Origin of the sequence: Kingella oralis, assembly GCF_014054985.1 — a bacterium.
In the GTDB taxonomy this organism is placed as follows: Bacteria; Pseudomonadota; Gammaproteobacteria; order Burkholderiales; family Neisseriaceae; genus Kingella_B; species Kingella_B oralis.
In genome coordinates, this window is sequence record NZ_CP059569.1 from 1,550,224 (window position 1) to 1,569,813 (window position 19,590).

General features: G+C 55.5%; 18 protein-coding genes and 2 pseudogenes. 12 read left to right on the forward strand and 8 right to left on the reverse strand.

Annotated features, from left to right (window positions below):
* Positions 1-19: 19 nt before the first annotated feature.
* Both H3L93_RS08325 and ykgO read left to right on the forward strand, forming a co-directional pair.
* Positions 20-292, forward strand: a complete 273-nt coding sequence (locus tag H3L93_RS08325; protein ID WP_003794211.1) for a type B 50S ribosomal protein L31 — start codon at positions 20-22, stop codon at positions 290-292.
* 1 nt (position 293) lies between these two features.
* Positions 294-419, forward strand: coding sequence for a type B 50S ribosomal protein L36 (gene ykgO, locus H3L93_RS08330; RefSeq protein ID WP_003794208.1), 126 nt, complete (start codon positions 294-296; stop codon positions 417-419).
* A 247-nt stretch (positions 420-666) separates the two neighbouring features.
* On the opposite strand, the gene H3L93_RS08335 is transcribed toward ykgO, so the two are convergent.
* Both H3L93_RS08335 and H3L93_RS08340 read right to left on the reverse strand, forming a co-directional pair.
* Entirely contained in the window at positions 667-1,551 is an 885-nt protein-coding gene (locus H3L93_RS08335) for an NAD(+)/NADH kinase (protein ID WP_040558331.1), read from the reverse strand.
* Positions 1,551-1,772, reverse strand: a complete 222-nt coding sequence (locus tag H3L93_RS08340; protein WP_003794203.1) for a hypothetical protein — start codon at positions 1,770-1,772, stop codon at positions 1,551-1,553. The genes H3L93_RS08335 and H3L93_RS08340 overlap by 1 nt, the downstream gene beginning before the upstream one ends.
* A gap of 6 nt (positions 1,773-1,778) precedes the next feature.
* On the opposite strand from H3L93_RS08340, the gene H3L93_RS13365 reads away from it, so the two are divergent.
* A complete protein-coding gene (locus tag H3L93_RS13365; protein ID WP_003794201.1) occupies positions 1,779-1,910 on the forward strand; it encodes a hypothetical protein in 132 nt (43 codons plus the stop codon).
* Here H3L93_RS13365 and H3L93_RS08345 read toward each other — a convergent pair.
* Positions 1,903-3,081, reverse strand: a complete 1,179-nt coding sequence (locus tag H3L93_RS08345; protein ID WP_246313968.1) for a histone deacetylase family protein — start codon at positions 3,079-3,081, stop codon at positions 1,903-1,905. The two genes, H3L93_RS13365 and H3L93_RS08345, sit on opposite strands and share 8 nt — an antisense overlap.
* Positions 3,056-3,406, reverse strand: a complete 351-nt coding sequence (gene folB / locus H3L93_RS08350) for a dihydroneopterin aldolase (protein WP_003794195.1) — start codon at positions 3,404-3,406, stop codon at positions 3,056-3,058. Before folB ends, H3L93_RS08345 begins: the two co-directional genes overlap by 26 nt.
* Positions 3,407-3,471: 65 nt before the next feature.
* On the opposite strand from folB, the pseudogene plsY reads away from it, so the two are divergent.
* The 7 genes and pseudogenes from plsY to H3L93_RS08380 all read left to right on the forward strand — a co-directional run.
* A pseudogene (plsY, locus tag H3L93_RS08355) lies at positions 3,472-4,077 on the forward strand (glycerol-3-phosphate 1-O-acyltransferase PlsY); the annotation flags it as partial.
* A 255-nt stretch (positions 4,078-4,332) separates the two neighbouring features.
* A pseudogene (gene folC, locus H3L93_RS13165) lies at positions 4,333-5,583 on the forward strand (bifunctional tetrahydrofolate synthase/dihydrofolate synthase); the annotation flags it as partial.
* Between the two features lie 222 nt (positions 5,584-5,805).
* The gene (locus tag H3L93_RS13170) at positions 5,806-6,744 is read left to right on the forward strand and encodes an SPOR domain-containing protein (protein WP_246314019.1); all 939 of its coding nucleotides are present in this window, start codon (positions 5,806-5,808) and stop codon (positions 6,742-6,744) included.
* 38 nt (positions 6,745-6,782) lie between these two features.
* Positions 6,783-7,562 (forward strand): CvpA family protein, encoded by a 780-nt coding sequence (locus H3L93_RS08365; RefSeq protein ID WP_003794187.1) that lies wholly within the window; start codon positions 6,783-6,785, stop codon positions 7,560-7,562.
* Positions 7,563-8,002: 440 nt separating this feature from the next.
* On the forward strand, positions 8,003-9,535 hold the full coding sequence (purF, locus tag H3L93_RS08370; protein WP_040558125.1) for an amidophosphoribosyltransferase: 1,533 nt from the start codon (positions 8,003-8,005) through the stop codon (positions 9,533-9,535).
* Between the two features lie 238 nt (positions 9,536-9,773).
* Positions 9,774-12,101: a TonB-dependent hemoglobin/transferrin/lactoferrin family receptor gene (locus H3L93_RS08375; RefSeq protein ID WP_003794179.1), complete on the forward strand. Its 2,328-nt coding sequence runs from the start codon at positions 9,774-9,776 to the stop codon at positions 12,099-12,101.
* A 93-nt stretch (positions 12,102-12,194) separates the two neighbouring features.
* The gene (locus H3L93_RS08380) at positions 12,195-12,800 is read left to right on the forward strand and encodes a biliverdin-producing heme oxygenase (RefSeq protein ID WP_003794178.1); all 606 of its coding nucleotides are present in this window, start codon (positions 12,195-12,197) and stop codon (positions 12,798-12,800) included.
* A gap of 70 nt (positions 12,801-12,870) precedes the next feature.
* On the opposite strand, the gene H3L93_RS08385 is transcribed toward H3L93_RS08380, so the two are convergent.
* On the reverse strand, positions 12,871-13,290 hold the full coding sequence (locus H3L93_RS08385; RefSeq protein ID WP_003794176.1) for a S24 family peptidase: 420 nt from the start codon (positions 13,288-13,290) through the stop codon (positions 12,871-12,873).
* A gap of 86 nt (positions 13,291-13,376) precedes the next feature.
* Positions 13,377-15,674 carry a Tex family protein gene (locus H3L93_RS08390; protein ID WP_003794173.1) on the reverse strand — a complete coding sequence of 766 codons (2,298 nt, stop codon included), beginning with the start codon at positions 15,672-15,674 and terminating at the stop codon, positions 13,377-13,379.
* Positions 15,675-15,996: 322 nt separating this feature from the next.
* Here H3L93_RS08390 and H3L93_RS08395 point away from each other — a divergent pair, with 322 nt between their 5' ends.
* The gene (locus tag H3L93_RS08395) at positions 15,997-16,299 is read left to right on the forward strand and encodes a hypothetical protein (RefSeq protein WP_003794169.1); all 303 of its coding nucleotides are present in this window, start codon (positions 15,997-15,999) and stop codon (positions 16,297-16,299) included.
* A gap of 100 nt (positions 16,300-16,399) precedes the next feature.
* On the opposite strand, the gene H3L93_RS08400 is transcribed toward H3L93_RS08395, so the two are convergent.
* Together H3L93_RS08400 and H3L93_RS08405 are read right to left on the reverse strand one after the other, a co-directional pair.
* On the reverse strand, positions 16,400-16,600 hold the full coding sequence (locus H3L93_RS08400; RefSeq protein WP_003794165.1) for a hypothetical protein: 201 nt from the start codon (positions 16,598-16,600) through the stop codon (positions 16,400-16,402).
* The gene (locus tag H3L93_RS08405; protein WP_003794163.1) at positions 16,597-17,124 is read right to left on the reverse strand and encodes a redoxin family protein; all 528 of its coding nucleotides are present in this window, start codon (positions 17,122-17,124) and stop codon (positions 16,597-16,599) included. Before H3L93_RS08405 ends, H3L93_RS08400 begins: the two co-directional genes overlap by 4 nt.
* A 705-nt stretch (positions 17,125-17,829) precedes the next feature.
* Here H3L93_RS08405 and scpC point away from each other — a divergent pair.
* The gene (gene scpC, locus H3L93_RS08410) at positions 17,830-19,353 is read left to right on the forward strand and encodes a succinyl-CoA:acetate CoA-transferase ScpC (protein WP_003794158.1); all 1,524 of its coding nucleotides are present in this window, start codon (positions 17,830-17,832) and stop codon (positions 19,351-19,353) included.
* Positions 19,354-19,590: the final 237 nt, after the last annotated feature.

Sequence of the window (19,590 nt, forward strand, 5' to 3'; positions counted from 1 at the left end):
ATCTACCAAGGAGTGTGGCATGAAACAAGGCGTTCATCCGGAAAACTATCGCACCGTGCTGTTTTACGACAGCAGCGTCAACGAGGGCTGGCTTATCCGCTCGTGCGCGCCCACCAACAAAACCATGCAATGGACAGACGGCAAGGAATATCCCGTATTTATGCTGGATACCTCATCGGCATCGCACCCGGTTTACACGGGCAAGCAGCGCGAGCACAACAAAGAGGGGCGCGCCAGCCAATTCAACCAACGCTATGCGGGCATGATGTCTGCGCTGAAAAAGGAGAAATAAGATGCAGGTGCTGTCATCGCTCAAAGCGGCGAAAAACCGCCACCGTGATTGCCAAATCGTGCGCCGCAAGGGCAAGGTGTATGTGATTTGCAAAAGCAATCCGCGATTTAAGGCGCGGCAACGGTAAACGCTGTTTTCAGGCTGCCTTTGATGATTAAGGCAGCCTGAAATCTTGTGCGTGAGGAAAAATAGGCTGGATAATCCTTGAACTCATCGTGCTGATTGAGCGATTACCAGATTTCAACAACACGAAAGCCGCGCAAGAAACTGCCCGCCCACCTTGCCCAATCAACCAAGCCAGCATAAAGGCAGCCTGAAAACAAGCATTTGCTCGTTTTCAGGCTGCCTTTGCCAACTCATGAATTGCCACAACGTCAAATCAACTGCTCGCCCCAATGCAGCTTCTGCCGCAGGGTTTTGTAATACTGATAGCTGCTCGGGTGCAGCACGCGCAGTTCGTTGTGATAGCGGTGGATGATGATTTCGTCCATGTTTTGAATGTCCACAAACGATTGCCCGTCGTAATGCACGCGCGCGTCGCCCGCTTTGGTAATCAAAATGCGGATTTCGTTGGCATCGCCGATCACAATCGGGCGGTTGGTCATCGATTGCGGGCAAATCGGTACCAGCGTGAGCGCGCGGATGGCGGTTTGCAAAATCGGGCCGCCCGCCGCCAGCGAATAGGCGGTTGAACCCGTGGGCGTGGAAACGATTAAGCCGTCGCTGCGCTGGGTACAAACAAACTGGTTGTTGATAAACACTTCAAATTCAATAATCTGCCCCGCGCCGCCGCGCGAAATCACCACATCATTGAGCGCGATGCCGTGATAAATCGCTTCGCCGCCGCGCTGCGCGCTGGTTTCCAGCAAAATGCAGTCGTCCGCTAAATAATCGCCCGCCAGCATTTTGCTGAGTTCTTCCACCATGTTTTCGCGCGAAACTTGGGTTAAAAAGCCCAGATGCCCTTGGTTCACGCCAATCAGCGGCACGCGGTAGGGCGCGGCTTTGCGGGCGGCGGATAGGAAGGTGCCGTCGCCGCCGAGCACCAAAATCAGGTCGCAGTCTTGCCCGATGTTGTCGCTCACGGCGCAAAATTGCAGGTCGCGCTCGCTCACCAAGCCGTTGTCGGCACAGGGCTTGTCGATGACGATGGCGAGCCGCTGCGCGTGCAAAAAGGCAATCAGGTCGTGGATAACGGGGGCGATGTCGGGGGTGTTGGGGCGGGTGAGGATGCCGATGCGGTGGAATTTGCTGGGGATCATGGTGTAAAGGTTTTTTGGGAGGATAAGGCAGCCTGAAAACAGGGTGGCGTGCTGATGAAACGGGCTGCGCTTGTTTTGGCTTCGCCGAAACTCACTTCGTGCGTTTTCAGGCTGCCTTTGGGGTTGGGCAAAGGATTTAAACAGGAGGCAGCCTGAAATCCAAAAGCCTGAAATCCAAAATGGAACGGCGGCGGCTCGCTGCCAACCGGTTTATTCAACAGAGTATGACTGTTTTGCCAAGATGTCGGCGAGCCGCCGACGCTCCATCCGTTGCGCGTTATACAAAGGATTCAACAAAAGGCAGCCTGAAATGGCTGGCAAGCCATCCGTTTCTGTTTTCAGGCTGCCTCAAATAAACGGACTCGCCTTCACCAAACACGCGATATGCGCCTTCGCGCTTTTGGCAAGGCTGGTTAATTTGTAGCCGCCTTCCAACACCGAAACGATGCGCCCTTGGCTGTGGCGGTTGGCAATCAGCATGATTTTTTTGGTAATCCATTCGTAATCGGCTTCGGTTAGGTTCAGATGCCCCAAATCGTCGTTGCGGTGGGCATCAAAGCCTGCGGCAAAAAATATCATCTGCGGGCGAAAGCTGGCAAGGCGCGGCAACCATTGGGCGCGCACCACATCGCGAAACTCGTTGCTGCCATCGCCCGCTTTGAGCGGCGAGTTAATCACATTCGGGTTGCTGCCCGTAAACGGCACGCCGCTAAACGGATACAGCGGATGCTCAAACGACGACAACAGCATCACGCGCGGGTCGTCGCGGAAAATGTCTTCCGTGCCGTCGCCGTGGTGCAAATCAAAATCCACAATCGCCACGCGCTGCAAGCGGTATTCGGCGATGGCGTGCATGGCGGCAACGGCAACATTGTTGATAAAACAAAAGCCTGCGGCTTTGTCGGCATGGGCGTGGTGCCCCGGGGGGCGGATGGCGCAAAAGGCGTTTTTCGCCTGCTTTTTCATCACCATGTCCACCGCTTTAATGGCTGCGCCAGCGGCATGGCGGGCGGCAGCGAGCGTGTCGCGGCTTAAATAGGTGTCTTCTTCAATTTTCACCGTGCCATTGCTGGGGATTTGGTTTTCCAGGCTGTTCAAATACTTGCGGGTGTGCACGCGCGACAGCTGGATGTCGGTTACTTCGGGCGCTTCGATTTTTTGCAGCAAATGCCACAAGCCCGATTTGCGCAACACGCGCTCAATCGCTTCCAGCCGCTTCGGGCTTTCGGGATGCTCGCCGCTCACAAAATGCGTGCGGCAAGCGGGCGAAAATATCCACGCGGTGCGCCCTTTAATCGCCAGCAAGCGCAACAATTTGGCGCGGGCAAAACGATATTGCCGCAGCACCAGCGCCACAGGAAAAACCAGCTTGCCGGGCAAACGGCTTTTCAGGCTGCCCGCAACGCGCCGCAAGCGAATCCGCGCCCAACGGATGACTTTGCGGGCAAGGCGTTTCAGGCTGCCCAAACAGGCTTTGCCGCGTGAAACCAAGCGCATAGGATTAGGCACGATAGCGTTCGATTTCAATGCCCACTTCGCGCACATCGGGCAACACGCCCGCCTTGCTCACGCGCAAACGCAGCTGCGGTGTGGGATAGTGTTCAAACACAAGCTGGGCAACGAATTCGGCAAGGCTTTCCAGCAGCTTAAAATCGCAATCGGCAAGCTCTTGGCGGATAAGCTGGCACATCTCGCCATAATGGATGGTGTGCTCAATGTTGTCGTCTTGGTGGCCGTTTTCGGGCAAAACCACATCCAAATCCAAGATAAGCGTTTGTTTCTGCTGGCGCTCCCAGTCGTACACGCCAATAAGCGTGTCGGCTTTCATGCCGTGTAAGAAAATTTTGTCCATTTACTTAAAGTTCCGTTAAAATATGCGCGGTTTTTGTTATTGTAAACGAAAGGCGCGGTGTTTGTATGTTCTTATTCGCATTGATGATTGCGGTAGTGGCTTATTTAATCGGCTCTGTTTCCACCGCCGTTTTGGTTTCCAAAAAAATGGACTTGCCCGACCCCAAAACCTACGGCTCGGGCAACCCCGGCGCCACCAACGTGCTGCGCAGCGGTAACAAAAAAGCAGCCGCCTACACCCTGCTGGGCGACGCATTCAAAGGCTTGCTCGCCATCGGCTTGGCGCGCTGCCTGACCACATGGCTGAACTTGCCCGATTACACCATTGCCTTGGCGGCGGTTGCCGTGGTGCTGGGGCATATGTATCCGATTTTCTTCGGTTTTAAAGGCGGAAAAGGCGTGGCAACAGGCTTTGGCGTGATTTTGGCGATGTCGTTTTGGACGGCGTTTTGGGTGGCGCTGATTTGGGCGACGATTGCGTTCAAGTTTAAAAAATCTTCGCTCGCCGCTTTGGTTGCCGCCGCGGGCGCGCCGTTTGTCGCGTTTATCGTGATACAGCACCCCTATCATCCGAGCTGGGGCTGGTCGCTGATGGCGGTGGGCGCGCTGGTCATCGTCCGCCACCGCGACAACATCAAACGCATGCAGGCGGGCAACGAGCCTGATGTGGGCACCGCTGCCGCCCCCGCGCAGCCCGCCAACCCTGTTGCGCCCGTGGCGGAACAAGCGCCTAAAACCGAACCCCAAAAAGTAGAACAAGTCGTTGTGCTACAAAAAAACGCGCGACAATCGTAAACCGATTTTCAGGCTGCCTGAAAGCATTGTTTGGGCAGCCTGAAATCTATTTCGGCAGCCTGAAAACACAGGCCGGGCATCCGCCCGTTCAATGACACACAACTCTCGATAACCATAAGCAGTCTATAAAAAATGCAAAGCAAAACGCTCCCCCAATGGCTCGCCCATTTAGAAACCGCCCATCCCACCACCATCGACATGGGTTTGACCCGCGTAACCCAAGTAAAAAACGCGATGGACCTTGTCCCATCCTGCCCCGTCATCATCGTGGGCGGCACCAACGGCAAAGGCTCAACCTGCGCCTTTTTGTCGCACATCTATGCCGCAGCGGGCTATAAAGTCGGCACGCTCACCAGTCCGCACCTGCTGCGCTTTAACGAACGCATCGCCATCAACAGCCAGCCCGTGAGCGACGAAGACATCGTTGCCGCATTTGAGCGCATTGAAGCCGCGCGCGGCGACGTGTCGCTCACCTATTTTGAATTCAACACCTTAGCCGCGGTGGATATTTTCAGGCTGCATCAAGTGGACGTGATGATTTTGGAAGTCGGCTTGGGCGGGCGGCTGGATGCCGTCAATGCTTTTGATGCCGATTGCGCCATTGTTACCAGCGTGGATTTGGAGCACCAAGCCTATCTGGGCGACACCGTGGAGCAAATCGCCAAAGAAAAAGCCGGCATTTTCCGCGCAGGCAAACCCGCCATTTTCGGGCAAGACCCCGCGCCACATTCGCTGGGGCAACACGCCAAAAACATCGGCGCCAAACTGTTGCAACTCAATCACCAATTTTCCTATCTCACCCGCATCGACAGCTGGCAATGGCAGGCCAACAACAGCAGCCTGAAAATCGATTTACCGCTGCCCGCCTTGCAAGGGCCGTTTCAGTTTAACAACGCCGCTTGCGCCGTCGCCGCCGTGCAAATCATGCGACAGCAGCTGCCCGTGAGCAACGAAGCGTTGGCGCAAGGCATCGCCCAAGCGCAAAACACCGCGCGTTTCCAAATCATCCAACGGCAGCCTGAAATCATTTTAGACGTGGCGCACAACCCGCACGCCGCCCGCGCCCTTGCCAGCAGCCTCAACGCCCTGCCCGCCAAACGCACGATTGCCGTGTTCAGCATCCTTGCCGATAAAGACAGCGATGCCGTTATCAACACCCTGCAAGGCAGCATCGACGAATGGTATATCGCCCCGCTAGACCTGCCGCGCGGCATGACGCTCACCGCGCTCACCGCCAAGCTGAAAAAACATGACATCCAGCCCATCCATCCCTACAACACCATTCAGGCTGCCTACACCGCCGCCTTATCGCAAGTTACGGAAAATGATAGAATAATTGTATTCGGCTCGTTCCACACCGTAGCCGAAGTTTTAGGCAGCTTGCCCGCCCAAGCCGCCGCCGCATCATCAGAAAGACCCGTCAACATGAATCCAGAACCCCAAAACCAACCCGAACCGCAAAACCAAGACGTTTTAGACGAATACGAGCACCTGAAAAACAAAAACCGCCGCCGCCTAATCGGCGCAGGCGCGATTACCGTGTTGGCAGGGGGCTTGTTTGTTGCCGTCGCCAGCAACGGACCCAAAGACAACATTGAACCCAAAATGGCGCAACCGCAGCAGCAGCAAAAAGTAACCACCGAAGTGTTGCGCCCCAGCGGCGTTGCCCCGCAAACCGCTTCCACTGTGCCCACTTTAACCGCCGCCGAAGCCAGCCGCCCTATTACGTCCAGCTCGCCCAGGACGCGCGTGAAGCCTGTGCCACCGTTGGCGCAAGACAACACCAGCGCGAAACCGCGCAGCCAAACGCCTGCCGCCGATACCGCGCCCACGCTTGCCGATGCCGACAGCCAAGCCAGCCTTGAAGAGCAACGCCGTTTGCGCCGCGAAGAACAACGCAAAGCCCGCGAGCAACGCCGCTTAGAGCAACAACAAGCGCGCGAAGAAGCCGCCCGCAAACGTGCCGAAGCCCGCCAAGAACGCGCCGAAGCCCGCGCCCGCGCCGAGCAAGAACGCATCGCCAAAGCCCGCGCCGACGAAGTCCGCCGCAAACAAGCGCAAGAAGTGGTTGCCAAAGCCGAAGCCGAACGCGCCGCCAAACAAAAAGCCGCGTTGGAACGCGCCGCCGAGCAAAAAGCCGCTGCCGATGAAGCCCGCCGCGCCGAACGCGCCAAACTGTTGGCACAGCAAAAAGCCGCTGCCGAACGTGCCGCACAAGCCAAAGCCGCGCCGAAAAAAGCCGACGACAAAGCCGCCAACAAAACCGTGCCCAAGCAGCCAGAGAAAGCCGTAGCCAGCAAAGACAACAGAGAAAAACGCGCCAGCGTGCAAGTGGGCGCCTACCGCGACATCGCCGCTGCCAAAGCCGCGCAGCAGAAAATGAAAGGGCTGAACTATTCTTCGTCCATCGAAGAAGTCGTTACCGACAAAGGCAAAGTCTATCGCTTGAAAACAGGCTCTTTCCCCAACAAATCGGAAGCCGAAATCGCCGCCGGCAAATTGAAAGCGCGCGGCTTGGGCGGCATCGTGCTGGAACAAAAATAGCCGCGAAACAATCGCCCTAACAACCGCAAAGCATCGCCATGACCACTTTTGACCTCTTCGCATTCGGCACCATCCTCTTCTGCATCGTGCTTTCTGCCATGCGCGGGCTGATGGGCGAAGTGTTTTCGTTTGTGGGCTGGCTGGTGGCGTTGGCGATTGCGCGTTTTTTGGCGGTGGATGTGTCCAATTTTATGTTTTCCTCCATGCAGCCGCGCGAGTTGGCGGTAGTGTGCGCGTTTGTGGCGACTTATTTTGCCGCGCGTTTGATGTTGGCGTTTACGCACCAAGTGTTTGATTTGGTGATTAAAAAAGCGCATTTATCCACACTCAACCGCATTGGCGGCGCGGCGTTAGGCAGCCTGAAAGGCGTGTTGGTGGTGAGCATCACGGTGTTGCTGTGCGCGTTTAGCGATTTGCCCAAAAGCAGCGAATGGCGCGATTCCATCAGCGCGCCGTTTTTTGAAAGCATCGCGCTGATGGGCACGCCCTATCTGCCCGAATTCCTAGCCAAACAGGTCAATTTTGACCACACGGATACCGCGCTCCCCTTGGGAGCATTGCCCAAAGCAGGAAACGGCGGGGCAAACGGGGCAGCGGGCAACGGTGCAAATGGCGCGAACGTAAATGGCGCGGGCAACGGCGTAAACAGCACCAAAGCCCATCGCGCCCATGCAGCCGAATCAAACGCGGACGGCAAAGGCAGCCTGAAAAAGGATAAAAGCGACAAAAACCATGATGCAGGCAGCCTGAAAAACCCCAAAGACGGCGCGAAAAAACGTGCCGGCAAAAATAAATCCAACGCAAAGCAATCCCCTTAGGGCTATCGGCATTTGGCGCATCGGCAAGGTGCGCGGGATGCGGGTAGTCCTTAAATTTTGGGCGGCGGTAGAGTAGGCAGCCTGAAACGGCGCGAAAGCATCACGGCAGGCATGGGAATGTCGGCGCGTCGGCAGCCGCCGATATCTTGGTCAATCAGCCATACTCTGTTTCATAAACCATTTGGCGACAAGCCCCCGCCGCTCCATTGGCTGCCGGGTTGGGCAACGGCTTCAAGCTAACCGGCAAAGCGTTTTCAGGCTGCCTGATTGCTATCGCGTGATGGCTGAAACAAGCCGGTTCGCCCGCCCAAAGGCAGCCTGAAAACCCATCCGCCCGCCCTACCCGCTTGCCAAGTGCAAAACCTGTTTCAGGCTGCCTCATCACAGCCTTCATCGCAAAAAACCCAACCCCATCTCAACCCCACTCCACGGAGACCCCCATGTGCGGCGTATTAGGACTTGTATCACACGAACCCGTAAACCAACTTTTGTATGACGGCTTGCAAATGCTGCAACACCGCGGGCAAGACGCGGCCGGCATCGTAACCACGCAAAACAGCTATTTTCATATGCACAAAGGCAAAGGCATGGTGCGCGAAGTGTTCCGCACCCGCCACATGCGCGATTTGCACGGCAACGCCGGCATCGCCCACGTTCGTTATCCCACCGCAGGCAACGCAGGCAGCCCCGCCGAAGCCCAGCCCTTTTACGTCAGCTCCCCCTTTGGCATCGTGTTGGCACACAACGGCAATCTCACCAACACCGCCGAGCTGCACCAAGAGGTCTATACCCAATACCTGCGCCATGTAAACACCCAATCTGACAGCGAAGTCCTGCTCAACGTGTTCGCCCACGAGCTGCGCCAAGCCGTCAGCCAAAACGCCGACCCGCTGCATCTCACTGTAAACAACATCTTTGATGCCGTCGCCCGAGTGCACAAACGCGTGCGCGGCGCGTATGCCATCGTTGCCATGATAGCGGGCTACGGCATGCTCGCCTTCCGCGACCCCAACGGCATCCGCCCGCTGGTGCTGGGCAAGCAAGAAAAAAACGGCAAAACCTCATGGGCGGTTGCCTCCGAAAACGTGGTATTCGGCGGCTTGTCGTACCACTTTGAGCGCGACATCCAAGCAGGCGAAGCCGTGTTCATCGAATTCGACGGCACGCTGCACACCCGCCAATGCGCCGAACACCCGCGCCTAAACCCCTGCCTGTTTGAATACGTTTATTTCGCCCGCCCCGACACCATCATGGACGGCGTGTCCGTGTACCAAGCCCGCGTGGACATGGGCGTGCTGCTGGCTGAAAAAATCAAACGCGAAATCAACATCAACGCCATTGATGTCGTGATGCCCATCCCCGACACCAGCCGCCCCAGCGCATTGGAACTTGCCCGCGCGCTGGGCAAACCCTACCGCGAAGGGCTGATTAAAAACCGCTACATCGGGCGCACCTTCATCATGCCCGGCCAAGCCACGCGCAAAAAATCCGTGCGGCAAAAGCTCAACACTATCCCCAGCGAATTCAAAGGGCGCAACGTGCTATTGGTGGACGACAGCATCGTGCGCGGCACCACCAGCCGCGAAATCGTGGACATGGTGCGCGAAAGCGGCGCAAACAAAATCTACATCGCCTCCGCCGCCCCCGAAGTGCGCTACCCCAACGTGTACGGCATCGACATGCCCACGTGCGAGGAACTTATCGCCCACAACCGCACCGCCGCCGAAATCGCCCGCGAAATCAATGCCGATGCCTGCGTGTTCCAAGATTTGGCCGGGCTGGAAGCCATCATCCGCAGGCTCAATCCCAAAATCGAAGGCTTGGATTCCTCCTGCTTCAACGGCGAATACATCACGGGCGACATCGACGAAGCCTATCTCAAACGCCTGTCCGGCCACAAAAAGCAGCCTGAAAACCAACCGCAGCCCACGCCGATTGATTACAACGTGAGCGTGGACAACAGCGAAGAGTAAAGCCCCTATCATCAATCAGGCAGCCTGAAACCGTTTTCAGGCTGCCTGATTGGTTTTATTTGGGCGATGCCCATCGCAACCGCATCGCCCTCTTCCCGCCATTGCCCAGCCCATCCCGCACTTTTTTCCTTTTTGATACAAATTCTTATTTAATTCCGCTTTTAACCCATCTTTACATCTTATTCCGTTCTTTTTACAATCCGCGTTTTTAATAATAATTCTTATTCAAAGAAACCCCATGAGAAATATCCAACCAACCCTCAAAATCTGCCTGCTTGCCGTATTGTCTGCATATTCGGCGCAGGCAGTTTCCGCTCCTGCCGAGCAAACCCTGCAAAACATACAAGTGAGCGGCAAACGGCTTGCCAAGCAAAACACCGCCGAACACAAAAAACGCGAAGACATCGACCGCGAGCTCATCCGCGACAACAACGATTTGGTGCGCTATTCGCCCGATGTGGGCGTGAGCCAAAGCGGAACGCGCCACAGCAAAGGCTTTGCCATGCGCGGCGTGGAAGGCAACCGCGTGGGCGTGAGCATTGACGGCGTATCGCTGCCCGATTCCGAAGAAAACTCGCTGTATGCGCGCTATGGCAATTTCAACAATTCGCGCATGAGCATCGACACCGAACTGGTGCGCGGCATTGATGTGGAAAAAGGCGCCAATTCGTTCAGCATGGGCAGCGGCGCATTGGGCGGCGGCGTGAACTATCGCACGCTGGACGCGGGCAATCTGCTGCAAGACGACAACCGGTTTGGCGGCTTGATTAGAAGCGGCTATGCGTCCAAAAACCGCGAATGGGCAAATACCGTGGGCTTGGCAACCGGCAACGAACGCGCCGACTTTATGCTGCTGTATTCCCAACGCCGGGGACACGAAACCAAAAGCTCAGGCAAAGGCGAAGATACCATCGGCAGCGCGCGCGGCATTCCCGACCCTGCCAGACACAAATACCACAGCTTTTTGAGCAAATTTAATTGGCAATTGACCGATAACCAGCGTGTGGGCGTGGCGTTTAACGGGCAGCAAGGGCACAACCGCGTGAACGAGCTGTCTTACAATCTGCAAGAAAGCAGTTGGCGCGAGGCAGACGACATCAACTACCGCCGCAATCTGCATCTGTATCACGAATTTGCGCCCGCCCGCTATTTGAGCTTGGTGAAAACCGAATTTGACTACCAAAAAACCGATTTGGCTTCGGTGAGCGACAAAGGCTCGTATCCGCGCGATTGGAGCAAGCCCGATTTCCCGTTGGATTACAGCAAAAAAGATTTGGACGAGGTATACGACCGCCGCATGAAAACCACGTTCCACCGTTTGAGCCTGAGCTTGGACGGCAAGCCGTTCCAATGGGGCGGCACGCACCAATTGTCGTTTAAAACGTTTGTGAGCAAGCGCGATTTCAAAAACATCAACAGCGATTCTTATTACCTTGACGGCAAAGTGTATAACGTGAAAAGCACCATTCAGCATCCCGTGCAAACGCGGCAGTTTGGCTTTTCGCTGTTAGACAGCATCCAATGGAACGACCGCTTTTCCAACCAAATCGGCGTGCGGTACGACCACACGCGCCTAAACCCGCAAGCGTTAAACGAAACCTGCAACGCGTGCGAAACCACCATCCCCGCGCCCGGCTCGTTTCGCGCTTGGAACGGCTTTGTGGATACGCAATGGCGCATGAACGATGCTTGGCGGTTGAACTACCAAGTAACCACGGGCTACCGCATCCCCACCGCTTCGGAAATGTATTTCACCTACAAACACCCCGCTGGCAACTGGCTTGCCAACCCCAATTTGAAAGCCGAACGCAGCCTGAATCAAACCATCACGCTATCGGGCAACGGTCGCTTTGGCAAAATGGATTTGAGCGCGTATCACACCCGTTATAAAAACTTCATTTTTGAACAGGAAAACGCACCGATTGAAAACGGGCGGATGCAGCTTTATCAACAAATGGTGAACGTGGATAAAGCGCGCATCAGCGGCTTGGAGTTTTCAGGCAGCCTGAAACTGCCCAAAGGCTTCTCGCTAATGGGCAGCTTGGGATACAGCAAAGGCAGGCTCAACAACGGATTAAGCCAACTGCCCTTGCAACCCATCAAAGCCGTGATTGGCTTGGACTACGAGCATCCCGAGCAGCGCTGGGGGATTTTCTCGCGCTTAACCTATATGGGCGCGAAAAAAGCCAAAGACGCGAAAATCCTGCACCACGAGCAAAAAGAAACCTGCCTGGCCTATGAAACCGAAGAAGATTGGTGGACAGGCGAAACCTACACCTATTGCAGCAAACGCCACGTTGAAGCGGTGGAAAGCAAAGAAACCTTCCCCTATTTAAACCGCTCCGCAGTGGTGCTGGACGTGTTTGGCTATGTTCGCCCCACCAAAAACCTTACCCTCCGCGCAGGCGTTTATAACTTAACCAACCGCCGCTATGCCACTTGGGACAGCTTCCGCAGCATCAACATCCGCAGCACCACAGGCTCGGTGGATAAAGACGGCAAAGGCTTGGCGCGCTTCTATGCCCCAGGGCGCAATTATTCCGTATCGCTGGAATACAAGTTTTAACCCGTTTTACCGTTTTCAGGCTGCCTCAAATAGCCTAAACCCCATTTAGGCAGCCTGAAAACCCTTTCAACCCCACTACAAAGGAAAAAAACCATGTCTCACCACCACCATCACCCAGAACAACACGAGCCACGCGAATTGGCAGCATTTCTAAAAGCCAACACCCGCGCCACGCATCAAAGCGTGGACGATTTAGTGATGTCAGTTCAACCATTTAGCACGCCCGAAAACTACACCCGCTTCTTGCAACTGCAAGCCGTGTTCCACAAAATTGTGGACGACGTATATAAAAATCCAACGCTAAACCAACACATTGACGGCTTGGCTGCACTCGCCCGCTACGACGACGTCATCACCGATTTGCGCGACCTCAACGCACAAGAAGCCCACATCCGCGCCGCCATCCCCGCCCCGCAAGGCGCAGAAGCCATCGGCTGGCTCTATTGCGCCGAAGGCTCAAACTTGGGCGCAGCGTTTTTGTTTAAAGACGCACAAAACAATCTGGGCTACAACGAAAGCCACGGCGCACGCCACCTTGCCCCGCACATGGACGGGCGCGGCAAACACTGGCGCGCGTTTGTCGGCAAATTCAACCAACTGCCGCTGAACGCGGAAGAACAAGAAACCGCGCTCAAAGGCGCGCTGGAAGCGTTTGCGTTTTATAAAGTGTTGCTGCGGGAGATTTTTGAAGTGGCGTAAGATTTAAGCAGCAATAAGGCAGCCTGAAAACGGGTTTGAAGCGTTTTCAGGCTGCCTTTGGTGTCTCTGCTTATACCCGCTGTCCGATATAGCGCACGCGCCCAATCACTTTTAAACGAGACAGGTCTTCGCCTTCAACCACCATGTCGGGATAGTTAGGATTGTCGCAAGCGAGAATGATTTGGCGCAGCAGCAGCTTCACACGACGGATAAGGGCTCGGCTGCCAATTTCCAGCACATAAATATTGCCCTCGGCTAATTTGTTATCAGACAAATCAACCAGCAGCTCGCATTTGCCGCTGATAGTGGGTTTCATAGCTTCGCCGTAGCCGATAACGATGCCACAAGTTTGGGCATCGGCAATGCCGAGTTCATTGAACAACTCCTTGCTGAGCAACAAGGGAGCAGTATGACCTTTTTTAGGCGGTGGTGAACCATCGGGCGGCGTGTCGGAGATTAGGTGGGCTGGGATAAAGTCGGTAGCGTTCATGGAATTGTCTTTCGGTGGAATGAATGGGTGGAGGCAGCCTGAAAACCATTTTCAGGCTGCCTTTGGCGTTTTCAGGCTGCCTCTGCCTACCTTTTCAACTTCGCCAACGCATCTGCCATCGCGCTATTTTGCGGAGCGCGTTCCCGTTGTGCCTTGCCGTTTTTCAGGCTGCCTCGGTTGCCGTTGCTTGGGCTACGCGGGTTGCGGCTACTTTCATTTTCAGGCTGCCTGCCGCGTTTTTCCGCGCCTGCCTCATCATTCAGCCGCATGGTGAGCGCGATGCGTTTGCGCGGCACGTCCACTTCCAGCACTTTCACTTTGACCACGTCGCCCGCTTTTACCACGTCGCGCGGGTCTTGCACGAAGCGGTCGGCGAGCGCGGAGATGTGCACCAGCCCGTCTTGATGCACGCCGATGTCCACGAATGCGCCGAAGTTGGCAACGTTGCTCACCACGCCTTCCAGCACCATGCCAACTTGCAGGTCGTTCATGTCGTGCACGCCTTCGGCGAAGGCGGCGGTTTGGAACTCGCCGCGCGGGTCGCGCCCTGGTTTTTCCAATTCCGCCAGAATGTCTCGCACGGTGGGCAAGCCGAAGCGTTCGTCAATAAAGTCGGCAGCCTGAATTTGGGCGATTTGGCTGCGGTTGCCAATCAGCTCGGCGGCGGTGATGCCTTGTTTTGCCAGCATTTTGGCGACCACGGGATAGGCTTCGGGGTGGACGGCTGATGCGTCCAACGGTTCGCTGCCGCCGTTGATGCGCAAAAAGCCTGCCGCCTGCTCAAAGGTTTTTTCGCCAAGGCGCGGCACTTTCAACAGTTGCTTGCGGCTGTCAAACGCGCCGTTTTCATCGCGATAGGCAACGATATTGTGCGCCAGCGTGCTGTTCAGCCCCGAAATGCGGGCGAGCAGCGAGGCGGAGGCGGTGTTCACGTCCACGCCGACGGCGTTCACGCAGTCTTCCACCACCGCGTCCAGCGATTTGGCGAGCTTGCTTTGGTTTACATCGTGCTGGTATTGCCCCACGCCGATGGATTTGGGGTCGATTTTGACCAGTTCCGCCAGCGGGTCTTGCAATCGGCGGGCAATGGACACCGCGCCGCGCAGGGATACGTCCAAATCGGGGAACTCGCGGGCGGCGAGTTCGGAGGCGGAATACACGGACGCGCCCGCTTCGGAAACGGTGATTTTGCGTATTTCAGGCTGCCTTTGTAGCAGTTCGGCGGCGATTTTGTCGGTTTCGCGGCTGGCGGTGCCGTTGCCGATGGCGATGAGTTTCACGCCGTTGCGCTCAATCATTTGCGCCAGCCGCGCCAGCATGGCATCGGGCTGGTGCAGGTAAACAATCGCGGTGTCCGCCAGCTTGCCCGTGTCGTCCACCACCGCGCATTTCACGCCGTTGCGGTAGCCGGGGTCTAAACCCAATGTGGGCAGGCGGCCCGCTGGCGCGGCGAGCAGTAAATCTTTAAGATTTTTGGCAAACACGGTAATCGCATCGGCATCGGCTTCTTCTTTCAGCCGCGCAAAGGCTTCCAGTTCCAGCGACAGGAAGATTTTGGCGCGCCACGCAAGGCGCACGGTGTCGCGCAAGAATTTGTTTTCCGAACGGATTTGGAAATGCTCGGCGATAATTTGCTCGTATTCGGACTGCTCGGTAATCGGCGTTTCATCGGGCTGGTATTTGAGCGCGGCGTGCAACACGCCTTCGTTGCGCCCACGCAAAACAGCAAGGGCGCGGTGGCTGGGCATTTGGGCGATGCGTTCGCGGTAGTCAAAATAGTCTTTGAATTTTTCGCCGTCCGCTTCTTTGTCCGCAACCACTTGCGCGTGCACTTCGGCTTCGCGCCACAGTTTGTCGCGCAGCTGCCCAATCAGTTCGGCATCTTCGGCAAACTGCTCCATCAAAATGGCGCGCGCACCGTCCAGCGCGGCTTTGACATCGGGCACTTGTTCGCTGACAAACGGCGCGGCAAGGGCTTCGGGGTCGTTTTCAGGCTGTCTAAAAATGCTGTCTGCCAAATCTTGCAAACCGTGTTCGCGGGCGATTTGCGCTTTGGTGCGGCGTTTGGGCTTGTAGGGCAGGTACAAATCTTCCAGCGCGGTTTTGTTGTCCGCCGCTTCAATCGCGCTTTGCAGCTCGGGCGTGAGCTTGCCTTGCTCGTCTATGGATTTAAGCACGGTGGCTTTGCGCTCCTGCAATTCGCGCAGGTAGGTGAGCCGCTCTTGCAGCGTGCGCAGCTGGGTGTCGTCCAGCCCACCCGTGGCTTCTTTGCGGTAGCGGGCGATAAAGGGCACGGTCGCGCCTTCGTCCAGCAGCGCGACGGCGGCGGTGATTTGGGCGGGGGTGGCGGAGAGTTCGGTGGCGAGGAGTTGGGTGATGTTCATGGTTGGAATCTCTTGTTAAATAATGGGTTGTATGGTTTCAGGCTGCCAAAAAAGGGGCGATTATAACGGCAATAGGCAGCCTGAAAACAGTTGAAACGGCTTTTCAGGCTGCCTATGCCGACAGCAAAACGCTGTGGGCAAATCAATAAAAGACGAATTCTAACAAATCTAACCCAAAAAACAGCTGCGGATGCGTTGGTTTGGTTTGCCGTTTTTCTGCAATAAAACTGCGTTTTTTAAAATTGGCACGCTGGTTGCTTTGGTTTCAGCATCGTATTAACAAAACAAATTAGAACAACTATTCTTATTAGGCTAAATTATCATGCAATCTGGCAATTATTATTTTCAAACCACTGTTACCCGTGTGAACTTGGCTTCTGTGATGCAGGCTTTGCGTTCATCGGATGCGCCTGCCGATGAAATCTCGGCGAACATCAAAAGCCTGATGCAATGCAGCATCGCGCAGGGCAAGGAGCGGGCGGTGGATTTGCTGCTGCAATATAATTTGGCGTATATCAGCCATGCTAAAAACAAAGTGTTGTCGCATGATGACAGCGTGTGTTTTGCGGATATTCGTTGGGCGTTGCAAACGGTGGGCAAGCCGAAAATGGCGCGGGCGATTTGATTGGGGAGATGGGTATTTTCTACCTTGCGCATTGCGCGGCGGACTACCCCTTTGGCTTTGCATAAGTTCGCATAGCTAAATCAAAGATTTAGATGCTCACTTATACCCAAATCAAAGATTTGGACAAAGGGGCAAGGCTGCCTTTGGTGGGAAAGGTGGCTTTTTTGTGGGCGGCGGGTTGAGGCAGCCTGAAAACTAATCTACCCAGTAAAAAACCGTTTGGCACAACGCCAAGCGGTTTTGTTTTTTCAGGCTGCCTATCGGGTTCAGGCAGCCTGAAAACATCTCTACCGCCTATCAATGCAGCGCATTTACCAGCGCAATCCGCGTTTTCAGCGTCCAATAGCTTGCCAGCCCTGTGGTGCTGTGCAGCACTTTGCCGTTTTTAATCAACACGATGGTAGGCGTAACTTTCACGCCCCATTGTTGCGACCATGCGCCGTTGTCATCGTTCACGGCGGGGAAGGTGTAGCCTTGCTGTTGCAAATAGGCGCGAATATCGTCGTCGCTGCCCGAGCGCAATGCCACGCTAAGCACGGGTGTGCCGCCATCGTGCAGGCGTTGGATAACGGGCGAGGTGTGTTTACAAATGCCGCACCATGCGCCCCAGATATACAGCAGCAGAGTTTGATTTTGGCTGGCGGCTTGCAGCGTGGTGGTAAGCGGCGCGGCATCGGGCGAGCGTGGCACAATCGGCAGCGCGGTTTGGGCAGCCTGAATTGGCAATTTGGGCGCACGCAGCGCATCCACGGCAAGGCTGATGGCAAGCAGCAACAGCAGCATTTGTGTGGCTTGCTTTGCCCAAGTAATAATTTTTTTTCGCATGGCTTGATTAAAATGTGAAATATCGTTAAAAAGCGAACATAATTGTAAGAATCTGTATTCATTATTTCCATAGGCATCTTTTATGCCCTAAAAACGCGGCTACTGCGTTAAAAATGCGCGCAAGGTGTCCAACCTTGAACCTTGCTGTGCTTTTTGCCTTGTATCCGCGCTTTTATGTCATCAAATCTGCCTATGCAAATAGTGAATACAGATTCTAAACGAAAAATGTTTTCAGGCTGCCGCAAATCGTCTCATGACATCGTATTCACGGCGCGGGCGGAGTAACCCTCGCGCACACGCTAGGGTCTGTTGACATTCAACTTTTGCAGCGGATTTTGCGTCATAAAACGGCAGATACAAGGCGAAAATGCGAGCCTATGCCATCCATAGGCGAGTATTTTCAACGCAGTAGATGCCGTTTTAGGGCGCAAAATCCGCCAAAACGTTGATTGTCAACAGACCCTAAGGCAGCCTGAAACGCCCCTTCCCCCTTTTTCAGGCTGTCTCATGCCTAAGAACCTGTTTAAAGTCTCCGCGCGAGTTGTCCGCTGATGCAGTCTGGCTGTGCGGCAAGGCGCAAAACACAGGCAATAGCGGGACTATTGTCAAGTTTTGCAACACAGCCGCACAGCCAGAATACGTTAGCGGCAACCGTGTCGGAGGCTTTAAGCAGGTTCTGAACCCCAACCGATAGGAGTCTCACCCATGACCCTCGCCCTTGAACGCATCCGCCACACTGCCTTGCGCGAAAAAATTATGACCGCCAACGAAGCCGCCGAATTTGTGCAAGACGGCATGCTCGTGGGCATGAGCGGTTTCACCGGCGCAGGCTACCCCAAAGCCCTGCCCACGGCGATTGCCGAGCGCGCCCAAGCCATCCATGCCGAGGGCAAACCCTTCCAAATCAGCGTGATAACCGGCGCATCCACCGCGCCCGAGTGCGATGGCGTGCTCGCTGCATCAGGCAGCCTGAAACTGCGCAGCCCGTTCCAATCCGACCCCACGCTGCGCAACGACATCAACGCCGGCAAAATCGCCTACACCGATATTCACCTTTCGCAAATTGAGCAGCAAGTGCGCTTCGGCTTCTTCGGCGCGATGGACGTGGCGATTATCGAAGTGGTCGGCATCACCGAAGAGGGCAAACTCATCCCCTCCATGAGCGTGGGCCCGGACAACCAATGGGTGAAATCCGCGCAAAAAATCATCTTGGAAGTGAACACGCAGCAACACGCCAAGCTGGAAACCATGCACGACGTGTTTGCCGACATCGGCACGCCGCCCCACCGCCACCCCTTGCTGCTGCTCAACCCCAACGACCGCATCGGCAGCCATTACATTGATTGCGATTTAGACAAAATCGTCGCCATCGTGTTCACCGACGCGCCCGACCGCAACAGCAAATTCGCCGAACCCGATGCCATCTCGCAACGCATCGCCGCGCAAATCATTGAATTTTTTGAACATGAAGTCAAACACGGCAGACTGCCTGAAAACCTATTGCCGCTGCAATCGGGCGTGGGCAACGTCGCCAATGCCGTGCTGGCAGACTTGCAACACAGCCGCTTTGAAAACATCACAGGCTTCACCGAAGTGCTGCAAGATGGCATGCTGGATTTGCTGCTCTCGGGCAAAATGGCGAGCGCATCCGCTACCGCCCTCTCGTTTAGCCCCGACGCGCTGCAACGCTTTAACGACAACATTGACTTTCTGCGCAGCAGAATCATCCTGCGAGCGCAAGAAATCACCAACAGCCCCGAGCTAATTCGCCGCCTAGGCGTTATCGGCATGAACGCCATGATAGAAGCCGATATTTATGGCAACGTGAACTCCACGCACATCATGGGCACGCGCATGATGAACGGCATCGGCGGCTCAGGCGATTTTGCCCGCAATGCGTATTACTCGTTCTTCGTCAGCCCCTCCGTTGCCAAAGACGGCGCGATTTCTTGCATCGTGCCCATGGTTTCCCACCACGACCACACCGAACACGACGTGATGTTTATTGTAACCGAGCAAGGCATGGCGGATTTGCGCGGCAAATCGCCCCGCCAACGCGCCCGCCTGATTATCGACCACTGCGCCCACCCCGACTACCGCGATATGCTGCGCGACTACTACAACCGCGCCGAGCAATCAGGCGGCGGCTTGCATACACCACATTTGTTAAACGAAGCCCTATCGTGGCATCAACGCTTTGTGGAAACGGGCGATATGCGGCTGAAATAACGCCGCGATTGAGGCAGCCTGAAAAACAACTGCCGTCATTCCCGCGCAGGCGGGAATCTTGGTTAGTTTTAAACAACTGATTGTTTTTACAATTATTTCTGAATATCAAACAAGATTCCCGCCTGCGCGGGAATGACGGAGGCTACTATTTCCGGTTCCATTTTAGGCTTGGCAAAGTTTTCAGGCTGCCTATCCGTTTGCAATCATTTCAGGCTGCCGCCCCACGCCAATCAACCA

What these genes read in the sequence shown, in the direction of transcription:
- H3L93_RS08395 (WP_003794169.1), top strand. Translation starts at nt 15,997, where the DNA reads ATGCAATCTGGCAATTATTATTTTCAAACCACTGTTACCCGTGTGAAC.
- ykgO (WP_003794208.1), top strand. Translation starts at nt 294, where the DNA reads ATGCAGGTGCTGTCATCGCTCAAAGCGGCGAAAAACCGCCACCGTGAT.
- H3L93_RS08390 (WP_003794173.1), bottom strand. Translation starts at nt 15,674, where the DNA reads ATGAACATCACCCAACTCCTCGCCACCGAACTCTCCGCCACCCCCGCC.
- H3L93_RS08365 (WP_003794187.1), top strand. Translation starts at nt 6,783, where the DNA reads ATGACCACTTTTGACCTCTTCGCATTCGGCACCATCCTCTTCTGCATC.
- purF (WP_040558125.1), top strand. Translation starts at nt 8,003, where the DNA reads ATGTGCGGCGTATTAGGACTTGTATCACACGAACCCGTAAACCAACTT.
- H3L93_RS08375 (WP_003794179.1), top strand. Translation starts at nt 9,774, where the DNA reads ATGAGAAATATCCAACCAACCCTCAAAATCTGCCTGCTTGCCGTATTG.
- folB (WP_003794195.1), bottom strand. Translation starts at nt 3,406, where the DNA reads ATGGACAAAATTTTCTTACACGGCATGAAAGCCGACACGCTTATTGGC.
- H3L93_RS08405 (WP_003794163.1), bottom strand. Translation starts at nt 17,124, where the DNA reads ATGCGAAAAAAAATTATTACTTGGGCAAAGCAAGCCACACAAATGCTG.
- H3L93_RS08325 (WP_003794211.1), top strand. Translation starts at nt 20, where the DNA reads ATGAAACAAGGCGTTCATCCGGAAAACTATCGCACCGTGCTGTTTTAC.
- H3L93_RS13365 (WP_003794201.1), top strand. Translation starts at nt 1,779, where the DNA reads ATGACTGTTTTGCCAAGATGTCGGCGAGCCGCCGACGCTCCATCCGTT.
- scpC (WP_003794158.1), top strand. Translation starts at nt 17,830, where the DNA reads ATGACCCTCGCCCTTGAACGCATCCGCCACACTGCCTTGCGCGAAAAA.
- H3L93_RS08380 (WP_003794178.1), top strand. Translation starts at nt 12,195, where the DNA reads ATGTCTCACCACCACCATCACCCAGAACAACACGAGCCACGCGAATTG.
- H3L93_RS08385 (WP_003794176.1), bottom strand. Translation starts at nt 13,290, where the DNA reads ATGAACGCTACCGACTTTATCCCAGCCCACCTAATCTCCGACACGCCG.
- H3L93_RS13170 (WP_246314019.1), top strand. Translation starts at nt 5,806, where the DNA reads ATGGCGCAACCGCAGCAGCAGCAAAAAGTAACCACCGAAGTGTTGCGC.